The sequence below is a fragment of the Burkholderia sp. L27(2015) genome (assembly GCF_009765705.1).
Classification (GTDB): domain Bacteria; phylum Pseudomonadota; class Gammaproteobacteria; order Burkholderiales; family Burkholderiaceae; genus LMUX01.
The window spans coordinates 1-17,487 of record NZ_LMUX01000016.1 but is presented as its reverse complement, the minus strand read 5'-3'; the positions used below and the strand labels follow the sequence as shown (position 1 = coordinate 17,487).

The window sequence follows — 17,487 nt, the reverse complement described above, 5'->3', positions numbered from 1 at the left end:
TTCCGCCCTCCGTACTGATCTAACACTCGCGACTCAACTCGCGACTCAACACGCGTCGCGACCCAGGCCGCTGTATTTGATGATACGCGACGTAGTCCGAGAAATTGCGGCTTAACGGGTCTGATTACCCTAAGAAATGCGTAGGAAAACCCAGAAGAATCCCAGAAGAAACCCGTAGCAACCCCGACTTTTGTACAATGGACCGATCTGTGGCGTTTGCCACTCACGCTCCATGAACCTGAAGATTCCTCCGCCCTATGTCGAATACTGTAGCGTCCAACGTAATTCGCCGCGCCGACTACACCCCGCCGGCCTTTCTCATCGACTCCGTGGCTCTGGAATTTGACCTGGCAGCGGAAAAAACCGTGGTGACCAACCGCATGCAAGTGCGCCGCAATCCCGATGCGCCGCACAGCGATGCGTTCGAGTTGCTGGGCGACAGCCTGGAATTCGTCAGCGCTGCGCTGGACGGCAAACCGTACGCCCATGTCCAGGCGAGCGCGGACCACTTGAGCGTGCAGGGTGTGCCCGACCGGTTCGAATTGACCGTGGTCAACCATTGCCTGCCGGCGAGCAACACTACCTTGATGGGCTTGTATGTGTCGAGCGGCAACTTCTTCACGCAATGTGAAGCGGAAGGCTTTCGCCGCATCACGTACTTCCTCGACCGTCCTGACGTGATGGCCAGCTACGTCGTGACACTGCGCGCCGACAAAGCCGAATACCCGGTGCTGCTTTCCAACGGCAACTTGATCGAACAAGGCGATTTGCCTGATGGGCGTCATTTCGCAAAATGGGAGGATCCGTTCGCCAAGCCCAGCTACTTGTTCGCCCTGGTGGCCGGCAAGCTGGTCGCGTTGGAAGAACATTTCACGACCGGCTCGGGCAAGAGCAAATTGCTGCAAGTGTGGGTCGAGCCTCAGGATCTCGACAAGACGCGTCATGCGATGGACTCCCTCATTCACGCGCTCGAATGGGACGAGCGGCGCTTCGGCCTCGAGCTCGACCTGGAGCGCTTTATGATCGTTGCGGTCGGCGACTTCAATATGGGTGCGATGGAAAACAAGGGTTTGAATATTTTCAACACGCGTTATGTGTTGGCGAACCCCGAAACTGCGACCGACACCGATTACGCGAATATCGAGGCCGTGGTCGGTCACGAGTATTTCCATAACTGGACCGGCAATCGCGTGACCTGCCGTGACTGGTTTCAGTTGAGCCTGAAAGAAGGTCTGACCGTGTTTCGCGATCAGGAATTTTCAGCGGATATGGCGAGCCGGGGCGCCATCGACGACGGCACTTCCGCGGGCGCCGCCAGCAGCGACGTCAGCAGCCGTGCCACCAAGCGCATCGACGACGTACGCGTGCTGCGCCAGATGCAGTTCGCCGAGGACTCGGGCCCAATGGCGCATCCCGTGCGCCCTGAAAGCTACGTGGAAATCAGTAACTTCTACACCGTGACCGTCTACGAGAAAGGCGCCGAAGTGGTGCGGATGTACCAGACCTTGTTCGGCCGCGACGGCTTTCGCCGCGGCATGGATTTGTACTTCAAACGCCATGATGGCGCGGCCGTTACCTGCGATGACTTCCGCGGCGCGATGGCCGATGCGAACCAGCGCGATCTGGCGCAGTTCGAACGTTGGTACGACCAGTCCGGCACACCGCGCGTGCGAGCGCATACGGTCTACGATCCGGCGGCGCGCACGCTCACGCTGCAACTCGCGCAGTCGCTGCCTGATGACGCAAACGCGCACGCAAAAGCGCAACCCATGCTGATCCCCTTCGCGCTGGGCCTGGTTGGCGCCGATGGCCACGATCTGCCCTTGCAGCTTGCGGGCGAAAGTGCGCCACACGGCACGACGCGTATTCTTGAGTTCAACGCCGGCGAGCAAAGTTTCACCTTTATCAACGTCGCACAAAAGCCGCTGCCTTCGCTGTTGCGCGATTTCTCGGCGCCGGTGATCGTCGAGTACGACTACAGCGTCGAGGAACTGGCATTCCTGCTGGCACACGACAGCGACCCGTTCAACCGCTGGGAAGCCGGTCAGCGACTGGCCTCACAGGAACTGCTGGCGTTGGCGCAGGCGGCTGCCGCCGGTCGGCCGCTACAACTCGCCGATACCGTGATCGAAGCTTTCGGTCGAGTGCTGCGCGACGAAAGCCTGTCACCGGCATTTCGAGAGCAAGCGCTGATGCTGCCGTCCGAGAGTTATCTGGCCGAGCAGATGGAGGTGGCGGATCCCGCCGCAGTGCATGCCGCGCGGCGCTTTTTCCGCGTCCGGCTGGCTACGCTGCTGCGTGACGACCTGATCGACATCTACCACACGCATCAGACGCCGGGCCCGTATCAACCGAGCGCCGCGGACGCGGGTCAGCGTGCGCTGAAAAATCTCGCGTTGTCCTATCTGAGTGAACTCGACGACGCGCAAGTCAGCGCGCTCGCGCAAAGCCAGTACGACCAGGCGAACAATATGACCGACCGCTCGGCCGCGCTGACAGCGCTGCTGCAGGCTGGCGGCGCGGCCGCGGCACAAGCGCTGGCGCATTTCTACAGCCGCTTCGAGAAAGATCCGCTGGTGATCGACAAGTGGTTTGCGCTGCAGGCCGTGCGACGTGGCAACGCGGGCGAGCGCATCATCGATACGGTGCGCGAATTGATGCAGCACCCGGCCTTCACGCTGCGTAATCCGAACCGTGCACGCTCGTTGATCTTCAGTTTCTGCTCGGGAAACCCCGCGCAGTTCCATGCGGTCGACGGTTCAGGTTATGCATTCTGGGCCGAGCAGGTGATCGCGCTCGACGCGCTCAATCCGCAGGTAGCGGCTCGCCTTGCGCGCGCGCTGGAACGCTGGCGCAAGTTTGTGCCGGCGCTGCGTGAGCCTATGCGTGCTGCACTGGCCAATGTGCGAGCACAGGCGAAGTCGAAGGATGTGCTGGAGATTATCGATAAGGCTTTGGCTTGAATCAACGTACGACATTTGCCGCTCATTTGCCGCTTAAGCGCCGCCACGATGTAAAATCGAACCATTGTCGAATATCCCGGAGCGCTCCATGCAGATGCATCGCCGTACCACCCTCACGCAGTACTTGATCGAGCAGCAGCGCGAAACAAATAACATCCCGGCCGACTTGCGCCTGTTGATCGAGGTCGTCGCGCGTGCCTGCAAGATGATCGGCTTCTACGTCGGCAAAGGCGCCCTGGGCGGCATGCTCGGTTCGGCCAATACCGAAAACGTGCAAGGCGAAGTACAGAAAAAGCTCGACGTGATCTCCAACGAAATCATCCTCGAAGCCAATGAATGGGGCGGCAACCTCGCCGCGATGGCGTCCGAAGAGCTCGAAGAGATCCACCCGATTCCGAACCGCTATCCGAAAGGCCAGTACCTGCTGATGTTCGATCCGCTGGACGGCTCATCGAACATCGACGTCAACGTCTCGATCGGCACCATTTTCTCGGTGCTGCGCTGCCCGGACGGTGTCGAGCCGACCGAACAATCGTTCCTGCAACCCGGCACGCAGCAAGTCGCCGCCGGTTACGCCGTGTATGGTCCGCAAACCGTGCTGGTGCTGACCACCGGCCACGGCGTCAACTGCTTTACGCTCGATCGTGAAATGGGCTCGTGGGTGCTCACGCAAAGCGATATCCGGATCCCCGTGGAAACGCGCGAATACGCGATCAACGCGTCGAATGCGCGCCATTGGTATCCGCCGATCACGCGCTATGTGGACGAACTGATCGCCGGCAAGGACGGCCCGCGCCAGCAGGATTTCAACATGCGCTGGATCGCGTCCATGGTAGCCGACGTGCATCGCATCCTGAACCGCGGCGGCATCTTCATGTACCCGGCGGATAAGCGCGACCCGGGCAAGCCGGGCAAGCTGCGCTTGATGTATGAGGCCAATCCCATGGCGTTCATCGTCGAGCAGGCCGGCGGCGCGGCAACCAATGGCGAGAAACGCATACTCGACATCCAGCCGACCAAACTGCACGAGCGCGTCGCCGTATTGCTGGGTTCGAAAAACGAAGTGGATCGCGTCACCCGCTACCACCTCGAACACAAGTAAGCACAAGCTAGCACAGGTGAACATCAGGGGCTGCCACGTCGGCGGCCCCTGATGTTGCCCACTCGTCGCCGACTCAGGGCAAATTCTCCCGCAACACGATACTGAACTGGACCGGCTTGACCCGATCCAGCGGATCCCTCTTCTCGCGGATATTGCGGAAGATCTTTACACAGTTGCCCACCATCGCCTGAGGCGTTTGCGTGATCAATGCGTCCAGCGTGCCATCGATCAGCAGTGCTCGCGTATCGGGCGTGAGTCCGTGCCCGATGAACAGGATCTTCTGCTCATGGCGAATTTCGTTGATGGCGCGCGCGATGCCGTCGGTGCCACCACCACAGCTATAGATGCCCGCCAGATCGGGATGTTGCTCTAACAGATGACGCGTTTGCTCGTAATTTCGCTCACTGTCGTCCTGCCCCTGGCGCAGCCCAAGCACATGGATGGCGGGAAAATTCGATTCGATCAAGTGCAAAAACCCGATCTCACGCTCCTCATGGCCGCGATAATTCAAGCTGCCCGCAATCATGGCGATCTTGCCGCTCGGGCGCGGCCCCATGAAACGCCCCAGCAACAACCCGGCCGTGCGCCCCGCCGCGCGGTTGTCGATCCCCACATAAGCGCGGCGCCGGGCATTCGACAAATCCGAAATCATCGTCAATACCGGCACGCCCTGGTCGGCCAAGGTGTTCACCGCATCGCGCACCAAGGGATCTTCGAGTGCCATCAACACCACCCCATCGGAACGTTGCCCACAGTGCAATAAGCGCTGCGCCAATTCCGCGGGATTGAAACTCTCGACGAATTGCGTGCGGCATTTGACCGGGAACGGCGCCCATGCCTCGTCCGCACAGTCGATGTAGTCGCCCAACATTCGCAGATAACGGTTATTGCCGCCCGGCAGCAGGAACGTCAGATGCATGGTCCGCTGCGCGCTGCTACTGGTGCGCGCATCCTGCTCGGACAAATAGCCCAGCTCGGACGCCACTTTCAATACCCGCTGGGCAGTCTGCGGACGCACGCCGCTGCGGCCATTGAGCACTCTGTCCACGGTCGCGGTCGACACACCGGCGCTACGCGCCAGATCGACGATACGGGCGCGCGCAACCGCAGCTTCAGGCAAAAAATCGGACATGGCAGGCCACTTCATAGAACACATCAAAAACCATCAATATTCGCGTTTGACAATCAACCGCTCGCAGACCTACGCTAATACTCGCCAACTGAAACAACAGTTTGCATCAAAAAAACAATTTGATGGGACATCAATTGTCCATCATTATAAGAATGGAGACCAGCATGACCAATCTCTCAAGACGTGCCGTTTTGCGCGCCCTCGCCGCCGGCCCCGCGATCGGGGCGGTCGGGGCGTTGGGAACATTAGGGTTCCCCGCCATCGTCAAAGCCGCGACCCCCGAATTCGTCATGAAGTACGGCAACAACCTGCCGGTGACGCATCCGCTTAACGTGCGCTCGCAGGAAGCTGCAAACAAGATTCTCGAGCAGACCAAAGGCCGCGTCGCGATCAACATTTTCCCGAACAACCAGCTCGGCGGTGACACCGACATGCTCTCGCAGGTCAGAAGCGGCGGCATCGAGATGTTCACGCCCTCCGCGCTGGTCGTCTCGACCCTGGCTCCGGTGGCCGCGATCAACGCGGTCGGCTTCGCCTTCAGCGATTACAACCAGGTGTGGGGCGCGATGGACGGCAAGCTCGGCGCATTGGTGCGTGCCACGCTGTCCAAGGCCGGCCTCGAAACGTTCGAGCGCATGTGGGACAACGGCTTTCGCCAGACCACCACGGGCAACAGGCCGATCACCGACGCACAGAGCATGAAGGGCCTGAAGATCCGCGTGCCGGTCAGCCCCTTGAGTATCGATATGTTCAAAGGCTTGGGCGCCTCGCCGACCAGCCTGCAGTTCAGCGAGGTCTACACTGCGCTGCAAACGCACATCGTCGATGCACAGGAAAATCCGCTACCCATCGTGCAAGTCGCGAAGTTGTATGAGGTGCAGAAGTATTGTTCGCTGACCAACCACATCTGGGACGGCTTCTGGTTCGTGCTCAACCCGCGTGCCTGGGGCCGTCTTTCGCCGGATCTGCAAGCGATCGTCTCGGGCGCGTTCAACGAAGCGGCGCTCAAGCAGCGCGACGACGTGCGCAAGCTCAACGATGCGGCCGTCGCCGATCTGCAAAGCAAGGGACTCGTCATCAACCGTCCCGCGCCCGACTCGTTCCGCGCGGCGTTGCGCAGCTCAGGCTTCTACAAGGAATGGCAAGGCCGCTTCGGTGCGCAAGCGTGGGGCCTGCTCGAGCAGTCGGTCGGCAAACTCGCCTGAGCCAGCGCCTAAGCCACTTGCTTGAGCCACCCCACCCGGCAGATCCGTCGCTATGTCTAATCCCATCTATACCGTTTCGCCCCCGGCAGCGCTCCCGGCCACTCACGGCCTGCGGCGCTGGCTGGGCCACCTCGATCGCGGCCTGACAGTCGCAATCGAAAGCGGTGCGGCCTTGCTGCTGCTGGCTGAAATCGGTGTACTGCTGGCTGGCGTAGTGAGCCGTTACGTCTTCCAACAACCGCTGGTCTGGTCCGACGAGCTGGCCAGCATGATGTTCCTCTGGCTGTCGATGTTCGGTGCAGCGCTGGCTTTGCGACGCGGCGAACACATGCGCATGACGGCGCTGGTCTCGCGTTGCGCGCCCGGCACTCAGGTGTTGATGGAAACGGTCTCACTGTGCGCGTCGCTGGCGTTCCTGTTGTTGGTCATCGCGCCGGCGTTCGACTATGCAAGCGGGGAAGCCGCCATCCTCACGCCCGCGCTGGAGATCAGCAACGCGTGGCATGCGCTCGCGTTGCCCGTAGGTGTCTTGCTGATGCTCACGCTCGGCGTCTTGCGTCTGCTCACCGTTGGCCGGCCGCGCCATATCGTGGCGGCGTTGTTGCTCACGGCGCTGCTGGTCGGCGGCATCGTCGCGGCCGGGCCGTGGTTTGCCGGTCTGGGCAAAATCAATCTGGTGATCTTTTTCGTCGGCATCGTCGCTTGCTGCGTGTTTTCCGGCGTGCCGATCGCGTTCTCGTTTGCGCTCGCCACCTTCGGTTATCTGGGGCTAACAACCTTCACGCCGCTCGAAATCATCGTCGGCAGAATGGATGAAGGGATGTCGCACCTGGTGCTGCTGGCCGTGCCCTTGTTCGTGTTTCTGGGGCTGCTGATCGAAATGACCGGCATGGCGCGCGCGATGATCCAGTTCCTCGCCAGCCTCGTCGGTCATCTGCACGGCGGCCTGTCGTATGTGCTGATCGGCGCGATGTATCTGGTGTCGGGCATCTCGGGCTCGAAGGTCGCAGATATGGCCGCGATCGCTCCAGTACTGTTCCCCGAGATGAAACAGCGCGGCGCCAAGGAAGGCGATCTGGTGGCGCTGTTGGCCACCACGGGCGCGCAGAGCGAAACCATCCCGCCGAGCATCGTGCTCATCACCATAGGATCGGTCACGGGCCTATCGATTTCGGCGCTCTTCACGGCGGGTCTGTTGCCCGGCATGTTGCTGGCCGTGTTGCTGTGCGCGGTGGTCTGGATGCGCAACCGCAGCGAAGACCTCAGCGGCGTGAAACGCTATGCGCGCAAGGAGATCGGCCGGCTGCTGCTCGTCTCGCTGCCGGCGCTCGCGTTGCCGGTGGTGATACGCACGGCGGTAGTCGAAGGAGTCGCCACGGCCACTGAAGTGTCGACCATAGGCATCGCTTATTCGGTCGTCATTGGCTTGCTGGTTTATCGCAAATTCGACTGGCGCCGCGTGCGGCCAATGCTGGTTCAAGCGGCGACACTTTCGGGCGCCATCATTTTCATCATCGGTTGCGCCACCTCGATGGCCTGGGCTCTCACGCAATCGGGTTTCTCGCAAGACCTGGCGAACCTGATCGGCAATATGCCGGGCGGCGCACTGGGCTTCCTGCTGATTTCCATCGTGGTGTTCATCATGCTGGGCAGTGTGCTGGAAGGCATTCCGGCGATCGTGCTGTTCGGCCCGTTGCTGTTTCCGATTGCCCGGCAAGTCGGCGTCAACGAAATCCACTACGCCATCGTCGTGATTCTATCGATGGGCGTCGGCCTGTTTTCCCCGCCCTTCGGCGTCGGCTATTACTCGGCCTGCGCCATCAGCCGCGTCAGTCCGGATGCCGGGATGCGCTATATCGGCGGCTACCTGGGCGCACTGCTGCTCGGCTTGCTCGCGATCGCAGCGATCCCCTGGATCTCGACCGGCTTTCTTTAATCAATCTGGAGAACCCTCATGAGTCGATACTTTGGCGAAATTCGCCAGGCTGGTTATGTCGTGCGCGATATCGAAGCCGCCATGGATTACTGGAGCCGTGTGCTGGGCGTAGGCCCCTGGTTCTATAAAGAAAAGGTGCCGGTCGAGAACTACACCTACCGTGGGCAATCGTATGAGGTGCACAACTCGGTGGCGCTTGCCAACTCGGGACCGCTGCAAGTTGAGCTGATCCAGACACGCAACGATGTGCCCTCGATGTATCGCGATTTCCTGCGCGCCGGCCATACCGGGCTGCAACACAATGCGTATTGGACCACCGATTTCGACGCGGACCTGGCGCGCTTGGAAGGCCAAGGTTTCAAAGTCGCGATGAGCGGCGAAGTGGGCAAGAATGGCCGCTTTGTGTACTTCGATACGGAGTTCCATCCGGGCACCGTGATCGAGCTGTCCGAAGTGGCTGGCGCCAAGGGCAAGATGTTCGACATGATCCGCGCGGCATCGGTGGGCTGGGATGGCCACGACCCGATCCGCCCGTTCCCCGACCTGAGTACCTTATGAGCGCTACTGGAACCTTGGCGGCCTTGGCAACCTTGGACCGGCTGCAAAACGCCGAGCGCCTGGAAGCCGATTACCTGGTCGAGACGCCGCTCGACATGGCGAAAGTGGCCGAGGTGATGGCGGGTGAGCAATCGTGCGGCACCTTTGTGCGCGTCGCCGGTGAAAGCGATGCGCTGCGCGAGCGCAGCCGTGCCCAGGTCGAACGCATTGAAATGCTCGAACCGGCACTGCGGCCCAGCTTGAGCAATGCGTGGCTCGAACGGCAACGCATCGGCGGCCCCTGGCACCGCGCACGGGTGACGCTGTCATTTCCTGTGGAGAACATCGGCGCTAATTTGCCGACGCTGGCCGCCACGGTCGCGGGCAATCTCTACGATCTGGGCGAAGTCACGGGCATGCGCCTGCTGGCCATGCGGCTTCCGGTGGCCTACCGGGCCCGCTTCGAGATGCCGCGGCACGGCATCGCCGGCACGCGCCGGATCACGCAGGTGGAAACCGGCCCGCTGATCGGCACCATCATTAAACCCAACGTCGGACTCTCCACCGAGCAGATCGCCGAGCTGGTCGCCAGCCTGTGCGAAGCGGGCGTGAATTTCATCAAGGACGACGAGGTGTGTGCCGATCCCGCTCAGGCGCCGCTAGCCGAGCGCGTGCCCGCGGTGATGGCGCAAGTGCGTCGCTATCAAGAACGCACGGGGCGCCACGTCATGGTGGCGTTCAATATCACCGATGACCTCGATGCGATGCGCCGTCATGCAGAACTCGTTGAACGCGAAGGCGGCAGTTGCGTCATGGCCAGCATCAACTGGTGCGGTTTTTCTGCAATCCAGTCGCTACGGCGTAGTACCCCGTTGGTCTTGCACGCCCACCGCAACGGCTTCGGCATGATGTCGCGCGACCCGGCGCTGGGGATGTCGTTTCAGGCTTACCAGACGCTCTGGCGCCTGGCTGGCGTTGATCATATGCACGTGCATGGCCTGGACGGTAAGTTCGCGCAGGACAACGCCGAGGTGATTGCGTCGGCCCGCGATTGCGTGACGCCCTTGTGCGAGGGCGTCGACGATACGGTCATGCCGGCATTTTCCTCGGGCCAATGGGCCGGCACGGTGCCCGCCACCTTCGAGGCGATCGGTTCGACCGACTTGCTGTTCATGTCGGGGGGCGGCATTCTTGCGCATCCGGATGGGCCAGCAGCAGGCGTCACCAGCTTGCGGCAGGCGTGGGAAGCGACGCAGTGCGGCGTGAGCTTGGCGGCCTTCGCAGCCCATGCGCCGGAACTGCGGCGCGCGCTGGAATTTTTCGGTAAGCCGGGTAAGTAAAGCGGCATGACGACTACGCTCCCGGCAGCCGGCAATGTCGCGGCCTCGTCTTCATCCTCGCCCTCGCCGTGGTATGGCTACTATGGCGACGATTTCACCGGAGCCACCGATACGCTCGCCCATCTGGCGCGCGCCGGCCTGCGCGCGATCCTGTTCATGGCGATGCCAACTGCCGAGCAGTTAAGCGCGGCTGGACCGCTCGATGCCGTGGGTGTGGCTGGTACCGCGCGCTCAATGGGACCTCAAGCGCTCGAAGCCGAGCTGGGTCCGGTCGGTGCCGCATTCGCGGCACTCGGGGTACGGGTTCTGCACTACAAAGTGTGCTCGACCTTCGATAGCTCACCGCGTACCGGCAGCATCGGTATTGCCATCAATGTGCTGCGCCGTAGTTTTCCCAATCCGCTGGTCACTATCATCGGCGGCCAACCGGACCTGCGACGCTACTGTGTGTTCGGCAATCTGTTTGCAGCAGCCAGCGCCGCGTCGACGCTCTATCGGATCGATCGTCATCCGACCATGAGCCGCCATCCGGTTACGCCGATGGATGAAGGCGATCTGCGGCTTCATTTGCAAGCGCAGGGGTTGCGGCACGTGGCGCTGGTGGACTGCACGACGTATGTGCGACCACTCTCGGAACGGGTCGCCGTGCTCGACGGGCAACTCGCGCAGCATCCCGATGCGGTGTTGTTCGATGCGCTCGAAGCGGCCCATTTGCCGTTGATCGGCGAATTGATCGCGCCTCATGCACGACGCTCGCCAATGCTGATAGTTGGCGCAAGCAGCGTGGCGCACGCGCTCGCCGGGACTTCGCTAGCGTTGGAACTGAAAGCCGAGCCGAAAACCAAGCTGGAAATCGAGCTGGGAGTCGAGCTGGGAGTCGAGCTGGAAATCGAACCGGGAATAGAGCCGCAAGCTGAGCCGAAGTTTGAACCGGAGCCCGGAAATCGACGGGACGTGCCACGCGTTCCTGCCGCTGCGCAAGGTCCCGTTTTCATTCTCGCAGGCAGCCTCTCGCCGCTCACGGCGCAACAGATTGCCCACGCCAACGCGTTCGAGAAAATCGAGCTTGCGCCCGAGCAACTGTGTGGCAACGCAGCGTCCGCCTACCTTGAAGAAATTTTGAAGCCGATCGCCGCAGCACTGCATGCGGGACGACATGTATTGGCGTTCACGCGGCGCGTCGGCGAACCGCAAAGCGCCGGCCACGACGATCCGAGAACCTTGGCCCTCGCCTGCGGGCAATTGCTGCGTCGCGTGCTTGAAACGACGCAGCTGCATCGCGTGGCCGTCGCCGGCGGCGACACCTCGAGTTACGCCATGCAACAGTTGGACGCCTGGGGCCTGTCGTATCTGAGCAGCGTGTGTCCGGGCGTGGCATTGTCCCGCTTGCATTCCGATCGCCCCTACCTCGACGGCCTGGAGATCGTGCTCAAAGGCGGACAGATGGGCGACGTCGATTTGTTCGAGCGTCTGTTGGGTCCGCTTTAGTCAAAAAATCGAACGGCCCCTGAGCGTAGTCAGCGATTCAAGCGCTTGCGTGCGTGCCGGCCTTCGCTTCCATGGTGCCGGATGCCACCTCGAAGTGGCTCATCAAATCCGGCGCGGGCACGGAAAACACGTCCATACAACGACCGTACTGCTTGCTTTTCCGCCGCATACCTATAATAATTATAGGTATGCTACCCGAGCCAATCTCGTTCCGTCTGAACGATCACAACCTGCGGCGCCTGATAAGCGACACGGCGAAGGATTCGGGCCGCGTCTTCATTACGCCGCACGCGAAGAAACGGATGCGCGAGCGAAGAATCACGCTGTTGCAGGTATTGGACTGTTTGCGCAACGGAATGATATCGGAACCGGCACACACGAATTTGCAAGGCAACTGGCAATGCACGCTCACGCGCCGAAACGCCGGCGACCAGGTAAGCATAGCTGCGGCGATGGAGCGTACTGAGGACGGCGATTGGGCCGTCGTAATCACTGTTTTTTGAGGATGCCATGTACCACTACACGGAAAGCGGGCTGCGTAACGTGTGGCTCGAAAACGGCGTCACGCAGCGCAAGACGGCGTACGGCGTGGCAACGTCGATTCAGGACGTAGACGGCCTGCACAAAGTTATCGGCCGCACGCTCGCACAGCAAGGCCATCTCACCGGCACCGAATTCCGATTCTTGCGCAAGGAATTGGACCTGTCGCAGCACCGCCTCGCCGACCTGATAGGCACCACGGAGCAGACGATCGCGCTTTGGGAAAAACACGGCAAGATCCCGAAAACCGCAGACCGCATGCTACGCGCGATCTACATCGAAACCATCGACGGCAACGTCAAGCTCAAAGAGATGATTGAGCGCACCGCCGACCTTGACCGGAAAGAGGAAGAAAAACTGGTCTTTCATGACACCGATCACGGATGGCTACCGCTGGCGGCTTGACCAGCCGGAGGCCCGCTGGCCTGGAGATCGTGCTTAAAGGCGGACAGATGGGCGGCGTCGATTTGCTCGAGCGCCTGTTGGGTCCGCTTTAGTCAAAAAATCGAACGGCCCGTTAACGTCGTCAGCGATTCGAGTGCTTGTATGCCGGCAAGTGAATTGCCCGTTGCATCCAGGCCCGGCGACCAGACGCAAATGCCCATTTCGCCGGGCAATACCGCCACGATGCCGCCGCCCACACCGCTTTTCGCCGGCAACCCAACCCGATAGACGAAATCGCCGGCGGCGTCGTAGGTCCCGCACGTGAGCATCAACGCGCTGAGCCGTTTCGTCGAGCGTGCGTCCAAAATCCGTTCGCCGCTATATGGCACCACGCCACCGTTGGCGAGGAACAGCACCGCACGCGCCAGATCGACGCAGTTCATTTCAATCGCGCACTGCCGGCAATACGCGTCGATCACCAGGTCAACCGGATTGTGGAAATTGCCGAAGCTCTTCATGAAATGCGCCATCGCCAGATTACGCTCCGCGTGCTCGCGTTCCGATTGCGCGACCCGGTGGCTGTAATCGATGTCGGCATTCCCGCTCAAGCGCCGAACAAACTGCACGAGCGCGGTTTCCGCCTGGACGAACCGTTCTGAGAGGATATCGGTAACCACCAGTGCCCCGGCATTGATAAACGGGTTCCGCGGCACGCCGCCCTCGTATTCGAGTTGTACCAGCGAGTTGAACGCGGTACCCGAAGGCTCGCGCCCGACCCTCTGCCACAACTGCTCTTCGAGCAACTGGAAGGCCAGCACGCAAGAGAACAGTTTAGAAATACTTTGAATCGAGAACGTCTCGTGTGCGTCGCCTACTGTATAGGTCTGGCCTGAGAGCGTCACGATGGCCATACCAAATTTATCGCAGGGTACGCACCCGAGTTCCGGGATGTAATCGGCCACACGCCCTTGCATCAATAGCGGCGCGACTTCCTGTTTGATCGATTCGAGTATGGCTTGATATGGCATGTGAAGATGAACGCCCTGGGACGGTGGCAAACTCTAAATATAATGCTGCGACAATACCAAAGCTATTTTCATCCGTATACGCGCCACCGGCCTTTCGATTACCTACAATTTTTCTTTTCCCAAAAGCCAAATCTAATTACATATCTCCGAAGCATCTATCTTGCGAAGTCGGAACGACTCTGTAATTTCAGTCTTGGCGGTGATGGGCCGTCTCGCCCTGTGATAGCCGCCTCGATGTGGTCTTGGTAAAAGTGAATCTCCAGATATTCGGGATCAGCGGGAATGGGTCCGTCAACTTTTACACGGGTCTTTATGTAAGGGCCTGCCGGTGCGATTTCTTTTCTTGGACTGTAGGTTTCAAGCGCATCCATCTGGTACTCGACATTAATCCAGAACGGCGTTTTCGTGTTTTTTCCCAGGACAACGCAACACGACAATCCTCCCCCACCAGACGTTGGTTTGCTAAGCACAATGTCGCCGCCGCCCGCACCGTTCACCGTAAAATCCGCGACTCCACGATCGGTGTAGTTGTATCCCGTAATGCCGAGCATGTAGGGCTCTTTTGCACAACCCGCCAAGCTCGCGAGGACAATAAAGCCTAGGCCCAGAACGGAAATCCAATTGATAGAATTCTTCACGTCAAACTCACTTTTCCCGACAGGGCCGGGGGACTGGGGTTCCCGCGGCCATGCGGAGGAACAATTGCGCAGAAAGAGTAGTCATCGACGAAATAGTGTCTAGGCGCTCGTCTGGAATTTTTCTGTCGGCACCGACGTGTCCGCCAAGCTCCAGTTGTTTGCCGGTTCGTAAGCGAGGTCTCCGAAGTACATCATTCGCCAGTTCTCAAGTTTCGAAAGATCCGACCCGAAACCCGCGACCGAGTCGTGAACCAGATAGTCAAAGAAATCGAGTAGCGCTTGTCTCTCAATGCTCGTCCCAGTAATCAGCGAGACATCTAAATTTGCGCGGGCGAGCGTCTCCTCTCGCAGGCTTAGCGTCTTTCCATCCGTCTTTCGGTACTCTGCCACGTACATCGCTTCATTGACCGCAATCCCGTTTTCCGTGATATGTGCGACTTCCTTCAACAGCTTTGGCACCTTGTCGGTGTTACCCGTTTGCGTCAAGACCTCTCGCGCCGCCGGAATACGGGTCTGTGCAGCCTCATCGTGGGTCAATTTCGCAAGGTAGCTGCGAGCGCGGTAAAGTTGGTAGAGGTGATCTGAAAAGGCCTTTTCCACAGGACCACCCGCTTGTGCTTTGCTCTGGTAGCTGTCGAACAGGCTGGCTGTCTTGGCAGCAAGATGAAAGTACGGCTTTACGTCCGGCGCCAGCATTTCAACCGCTTTCAATTGAACTCCTGCTACGCACGCTGCACGATGCATATGCAGCAATGGGACCTGACTCAACTTCTCGTCATCCTGGAGCGCCCTTGTCTGCTCTCCAGGAGCATATCCCCCTCCTACATCCGAGTGGACGCCGGGATATACCACTTCAACCGTGTTCGCCGGATAGTGCTCACCATCGCGTACGGAGTCCAACGGGAATGAATCACGAACCTCGTGTGCGGCGACATAGTGAACACATTGCTCGACCATTGCTGGAATCTTGATGTGCTCCCCCCATCCGTAGTGACCGTTCTTTGGGGCAAACCTCAATGAGATGGCGGGCGGGAAAACCCTGGAGATTGCGGAGATGCCAAACTGGAGGGCCGGACTATGGTCCACGGCCTTCGCCCCAGCGGGTAGACCAGCCGATGCGACCGTATCGAACAAGCCCATGAAGTACAGACGGATGGGATGACCCCGCCACTGCCATCCTTCACCTTGTCGCTTGCATTCCGCAGCAAGGCGAACCGCAAAAGCACGAGCGAGCGCGGCACCTCTAGAAAAGCCGAACAGCGCCACGTTGATCATCCGAATTTGATGTTTCGGATTCATCGCGCGGGCTTCCGCTATCGCTATTCGCTTGTCGAACTTTGCTCGCGCCCAGTTTAAACGTCGCTCGCCGCCCACCCCGAAAGCGCCGCCGGTTACGCTCGCAGAGAGCTCACCAATCTCCCGGAACGCTGTCCCAAGCCCGTTGACATAGATCGAATACCAACCGGTACTTTCATCGTTCTCTTTGTGCGCTAAGAAAAGGCGCGCGACATTGCTGTGCTTTAACTTGTCCCTATCGGACTCTAGGTTATTACCAGTACCATCGAAAAAAAGCGAAATCCACAGCGATTGCGAGCAGTCGGAAACACCCGGCTTTATAGCAGGATCAACGCATGCCATCGCCGCAGCGCGTTGCTGACGCTCAAGTAGCGTCAGTGGGCGCTGGCCAGCCGCTGGAGGAGTTTGAGTATTATCTGGCATAGTCATGAAATATCTCTATCGAATAAAGGGCAAGCGCCGTTCGAGCTTGAGTCTCGGAGCAGAAGGTCCGTCCTCCCCTGAAATAGCAGCTTCAATGTGGTCTTGGTAAAAATGGATTTCCACATATGCAGGGTCAGGCGGAATGGGGCCATCAACTTTCACGCGAGCTTTTATGTGGGGGCCTGCAGGTACAATTTCTTCTCTCGTTGAATAGGAAACCAGTGCATCCATTTTGTACTCGACCTCGATCCAGAATGGCGTTTTCGTGCCTCTTCTCATGACGACACAGCACGTTATTTTTCCCCCGCCTGAAGTTGGCGTGCTGAGCACAATGTCGCTACCACCCGCACCGTTTACTGCAAAATCTGCGACAGCCCGATCGGTGTAGTTGTATCCCGTTACCCCAAGCATGTAGGGTTCCTTTGTGCAACCCGACACGGCCGCGATCGTTACCGATATAAATATTAGGACTGCGACAAAATTTAATCTGATAATTTCTCATCTCCTTGCTTTCTCCGATACGCCTATCCAACGGATGCGAAGCGATTCGGCAATTTGGGCCTCTATCAGGATGCTCTCTAGCTTCTAGAGCATCGTCATCGTTGCGCCCCGGCCGCGTGCGTTGCGAGCATAAGGGATATTCATCATATAAATTGGGATGAGGATCACGACGATCGCGTGATCGACGCGGCTATGGATTCCGCGCAAACTACACCCCGCCGAAGATTCATTGGTTCGGGAGTCGCCGGATATATCTGGATGAGCCAGTACCGGTAATGGCAGCGATCATTGCACGACCCCTTCGAAACCCGAGTCGACAGCTCTGTCCTGCACGCACGCACGATCCCGCACCGGCAATATCGTCCGCACCATCCACATACAGGACCAATGCACCGGCTTGAAGAACGCAAATGCACCAGTCTGGCCACTGTCCGAAACACCAAAATCAGATTCGTTACGTGGAACGATTTCGGTACACCCTCAAAATCAGCCCCTTTCCTTACGCTGTCTAGATCCCGGACATTATTCAAAAAAACCACGTGGATCATTTTCTTTACAGCACACGTACGTGGATTCCCCGCGATGCCCGCCCCAGCCCCCATCACCCCCCGGGCCCGGTTTTTGCGTTATGTAAGCGGCTGTGCCCAATCCGGGCAGCAGCCCTAACAATAACGACTCGGAAGCCGGAGATGCGCATGTCTACAAAGTGTCGCCACGCAGTATCGTTAAGCGCAGTATCGCTGGGCTTAGGTAGCAGCCTGATGGTTTTCGGTGCGAGCCAGGCATTGGCCGACCAAGTAGTCAAGATTGGTCACGTTGCTCCGTTGACGGGCGGTATCGCTCACCTGGGCAAAGACAATGAAAACGGCGCTCGCCTGGCCATCGAAGAAATCAACAAGAAAGGTCTGACAATCGGCGGCCAGAAGATCACGCTGGAACTGGACGCACAAGACGATGCAGCCGACCCGCGTCAA

Annotated in this window: 15 protein-coding genes; 10 read left to right on the top strand and 5 right to left on the bottom strand. The window is 59.5% G+C overall.

The window, feature by feature from the left end:
* The first annotated feature begins 257 nt into the window (after positions 1 to 257).
* The gene (pepN, locus tag GSQ77_RS08025) at positions 258 to 2,963 is read left to right on the top strand and encodes an aminopeptidase N (RefSeq protein ID WP_158900865.1); all 2,706 of its coding nucleotides are present in this window, start codon (positions 258 to 260) and stop codon (positions 2,961 to 2,963) included.
* A gap of 88 nt (positions 2,964 to 3,051) precedes the next feature.
* The gene (locus GSQ77_RS08020) at positions 3,052 to 4,065 is read left to right on the top strand and encodes a class 1 fructose-bisphosphatase (RefSeq protein WP_158900863.1); all 1,014 of its coding nucleotides are present in this window, start codon (positions 3,052 to 3,054) and stop codon (positions 4,063 to 4,065) included.
* Positions 4,066 to 4,138: 73 nt separating this feature from the next.
* Here GSQ77_RS08020 and GSQ77_RS08015 read toward each other — a convergent pair whose 3' ends face one another.
* Entirely contained in the window at positions 4,139 to 5,197 is a 1,059-nt protein-coding gene (locus GSQ77_RS08015; protein ID WP_158900861.1) for a LacI family DNA-binding transcriptional regulator, read from the bottom strand.
* Positions 5,198 to 5,361: 164 nt separating this feature from the next.
* Here GSQ77_RS08015 and GSQ77_RS08010 point away from each other — a divergent pair, with 164 nt between their 5' ends.
* The 7 genes from GSQ77_RS08010 (at position 5,362) to GSQ77_RS07980 (ending at position 12,648) form a co-directional block, all read left to right on the top strand.
* Positions 5,362 to 6,402: a TRAP transporter substrate-binding protein gene (locus GSQ77_RS08010; protein ID WP_158900859.1), complete on the top strand. Its 1,041-nt coding sequence runs from the start codon at positions 5,362 to 5,364 to the stop codon at positions 6,400 to 6,402.
* Between the two features lie 52 nt (positions 6,403 to 6,454).
* Positions 6,455 to 8,338, top strand: a complete 1,884-nt coding sequence (locus tag GSQ77_RS08005) for a TRAP transporter large permease subunit (protein WP_158900857.1) — start codon at positions 6,455 to 6,457, stop codon at positions 8,336 to 8,338.
* Between the two features lie 18 nt (positions 8,339 to 8,356).
* Entirely contained in the window at positions 8,357 to 8,896 is a 540-nt protein-coding gene (locus GSQ77_RS08000; protein WP_158900855.1) for a VOC family protein, read from the top strand.
* Positions 8,893 to 10,215, top strand: a complete 1,323-nt coding sequence (locus GSQ77_RS07995) for a ribulose-bisphosphate carboxylase large subunit family protein (RefSeq protein WP_174246412.1) — start codon at positions 8,893 to 8,895, stop codon at positions 10,213 to 10,215. The genes GSQ77_RS08000 and GSQ77_RS07995 overlap by 4 nt, the downstream gene beginning before the upstream one ends.
* Before the next feature lie 6 nt (positions 10,216 to 10,221).
* Positions 10,222 to 11,703 carry a four-carbon acid sugar kinase family protein gene (locus GSQ77_RS07990; protein ID WP_158900853.1) on the top strand — a complete coding sequence of 494 codons (1,482 nt, stop codon included), beginning with the start codon at positions 10,222 to 10,224 and terminating at the stop codon, positions 11,701 to 11,703.
* A 188-nt stretch (positions 11,704 to 11,891) separates the two neighbouring features.
* A complete protein-coding gene (locus GSQ77_RS29760; RefSeq protein WP_301951150.1) occupies positions 11,892 to 12,206 on the top strand; it encodes a DUF4258 domain-containing protein in 315 nt (104 codons plus the stop codon).
* A gap of 7 nt (positions 12,207 to 12,213) precedes the next feature.
* Positions 12,214 to 12,648, top strand: a complete 435-nt coding sequence (locus GSQ77_RS07980; protein ID WP_158900851.1) for a DNA-binding transcriptional regulator — start codon at positions 12,214 to 12,216, stop codon at positions 12,646 to 12,648.
* 92 nt (positions 12,649 to 12,740) lie between these two features.
* On the opposite strand, the gene GSQ77_RS07975 is transcribed toward GSQ77_RS07980, so the two are convergent.
* The 4 genes from GSQ77_RS07975 to GSQ77_RS07960 all read right to left on the bottom strand — a co-directional run bounded on the left by GSQ77_RS07975 (position 12,741) and on the right by GSQ77_RS07960 (position 16,423).
* Positions 12,741 to 13,655: a glutaminase gene (locus GSQ77_RS07975; RefSeq protein ID WP_158900849.1), complete on the bottom strand. Its 915-nt coding sequence runs from the start codon at positions 13,653 to 13,655 to the stop codon at positions 12,741 to 12,743.
* Between the two features lie 155 nt (positions 13,656 to 13,810).
* Entirely contained in the window at positions 13,811 to 14,293 is a 483-nt protein-coding gene (locus tag GSQ77_RS07970) for a DUF3304 domain-containing protein (RefSeq protein WP_158900847.1), read from the bottom strand.
* A 99-nt stretch (positions 14,294 to 14,392) separates the two neighbouring features.
* The gene (locus GSQ77_RS07965; RefSeq protein WP_158900846.1) at positions 14,393 to 16,018 is read right to left on the bottom strand and encodes a DUF2235 domain-containing protein; all 1,626 of its coding nucleotides are present in this window, start codon (positions 16,016 to 16,018) and stop codon (positions 14,393 to 14,395) included.
* A gap of 9 nt (positions 16,019 to 16,027) precedes the next feature.
* Positions 16,028 to 16,423, bottom strand: a complete 396-nt coding sequence (locus GSQ77_RS07960; protein ID WP_158900844.1) for a DUF3304 domain-containing protein — start codon at positions 16,421 to 16,423, stop codon at positions 16,028 to 16,030.
* Positions 16,424 to 17,208: 785 nt separating this feature from the next.
* Between GSQ77_RS07960 and GSQ77_RS07955 the strand changes: the two genes are divergently transcribed.
* Positions 17,209 to 17,487 (top strand): ABC transporter substrate-binding protein (locus GSQ77_RS07955; protein WP_158900842.1); only part of this gene is annotated, 279 nt, incomplete at its 3' end.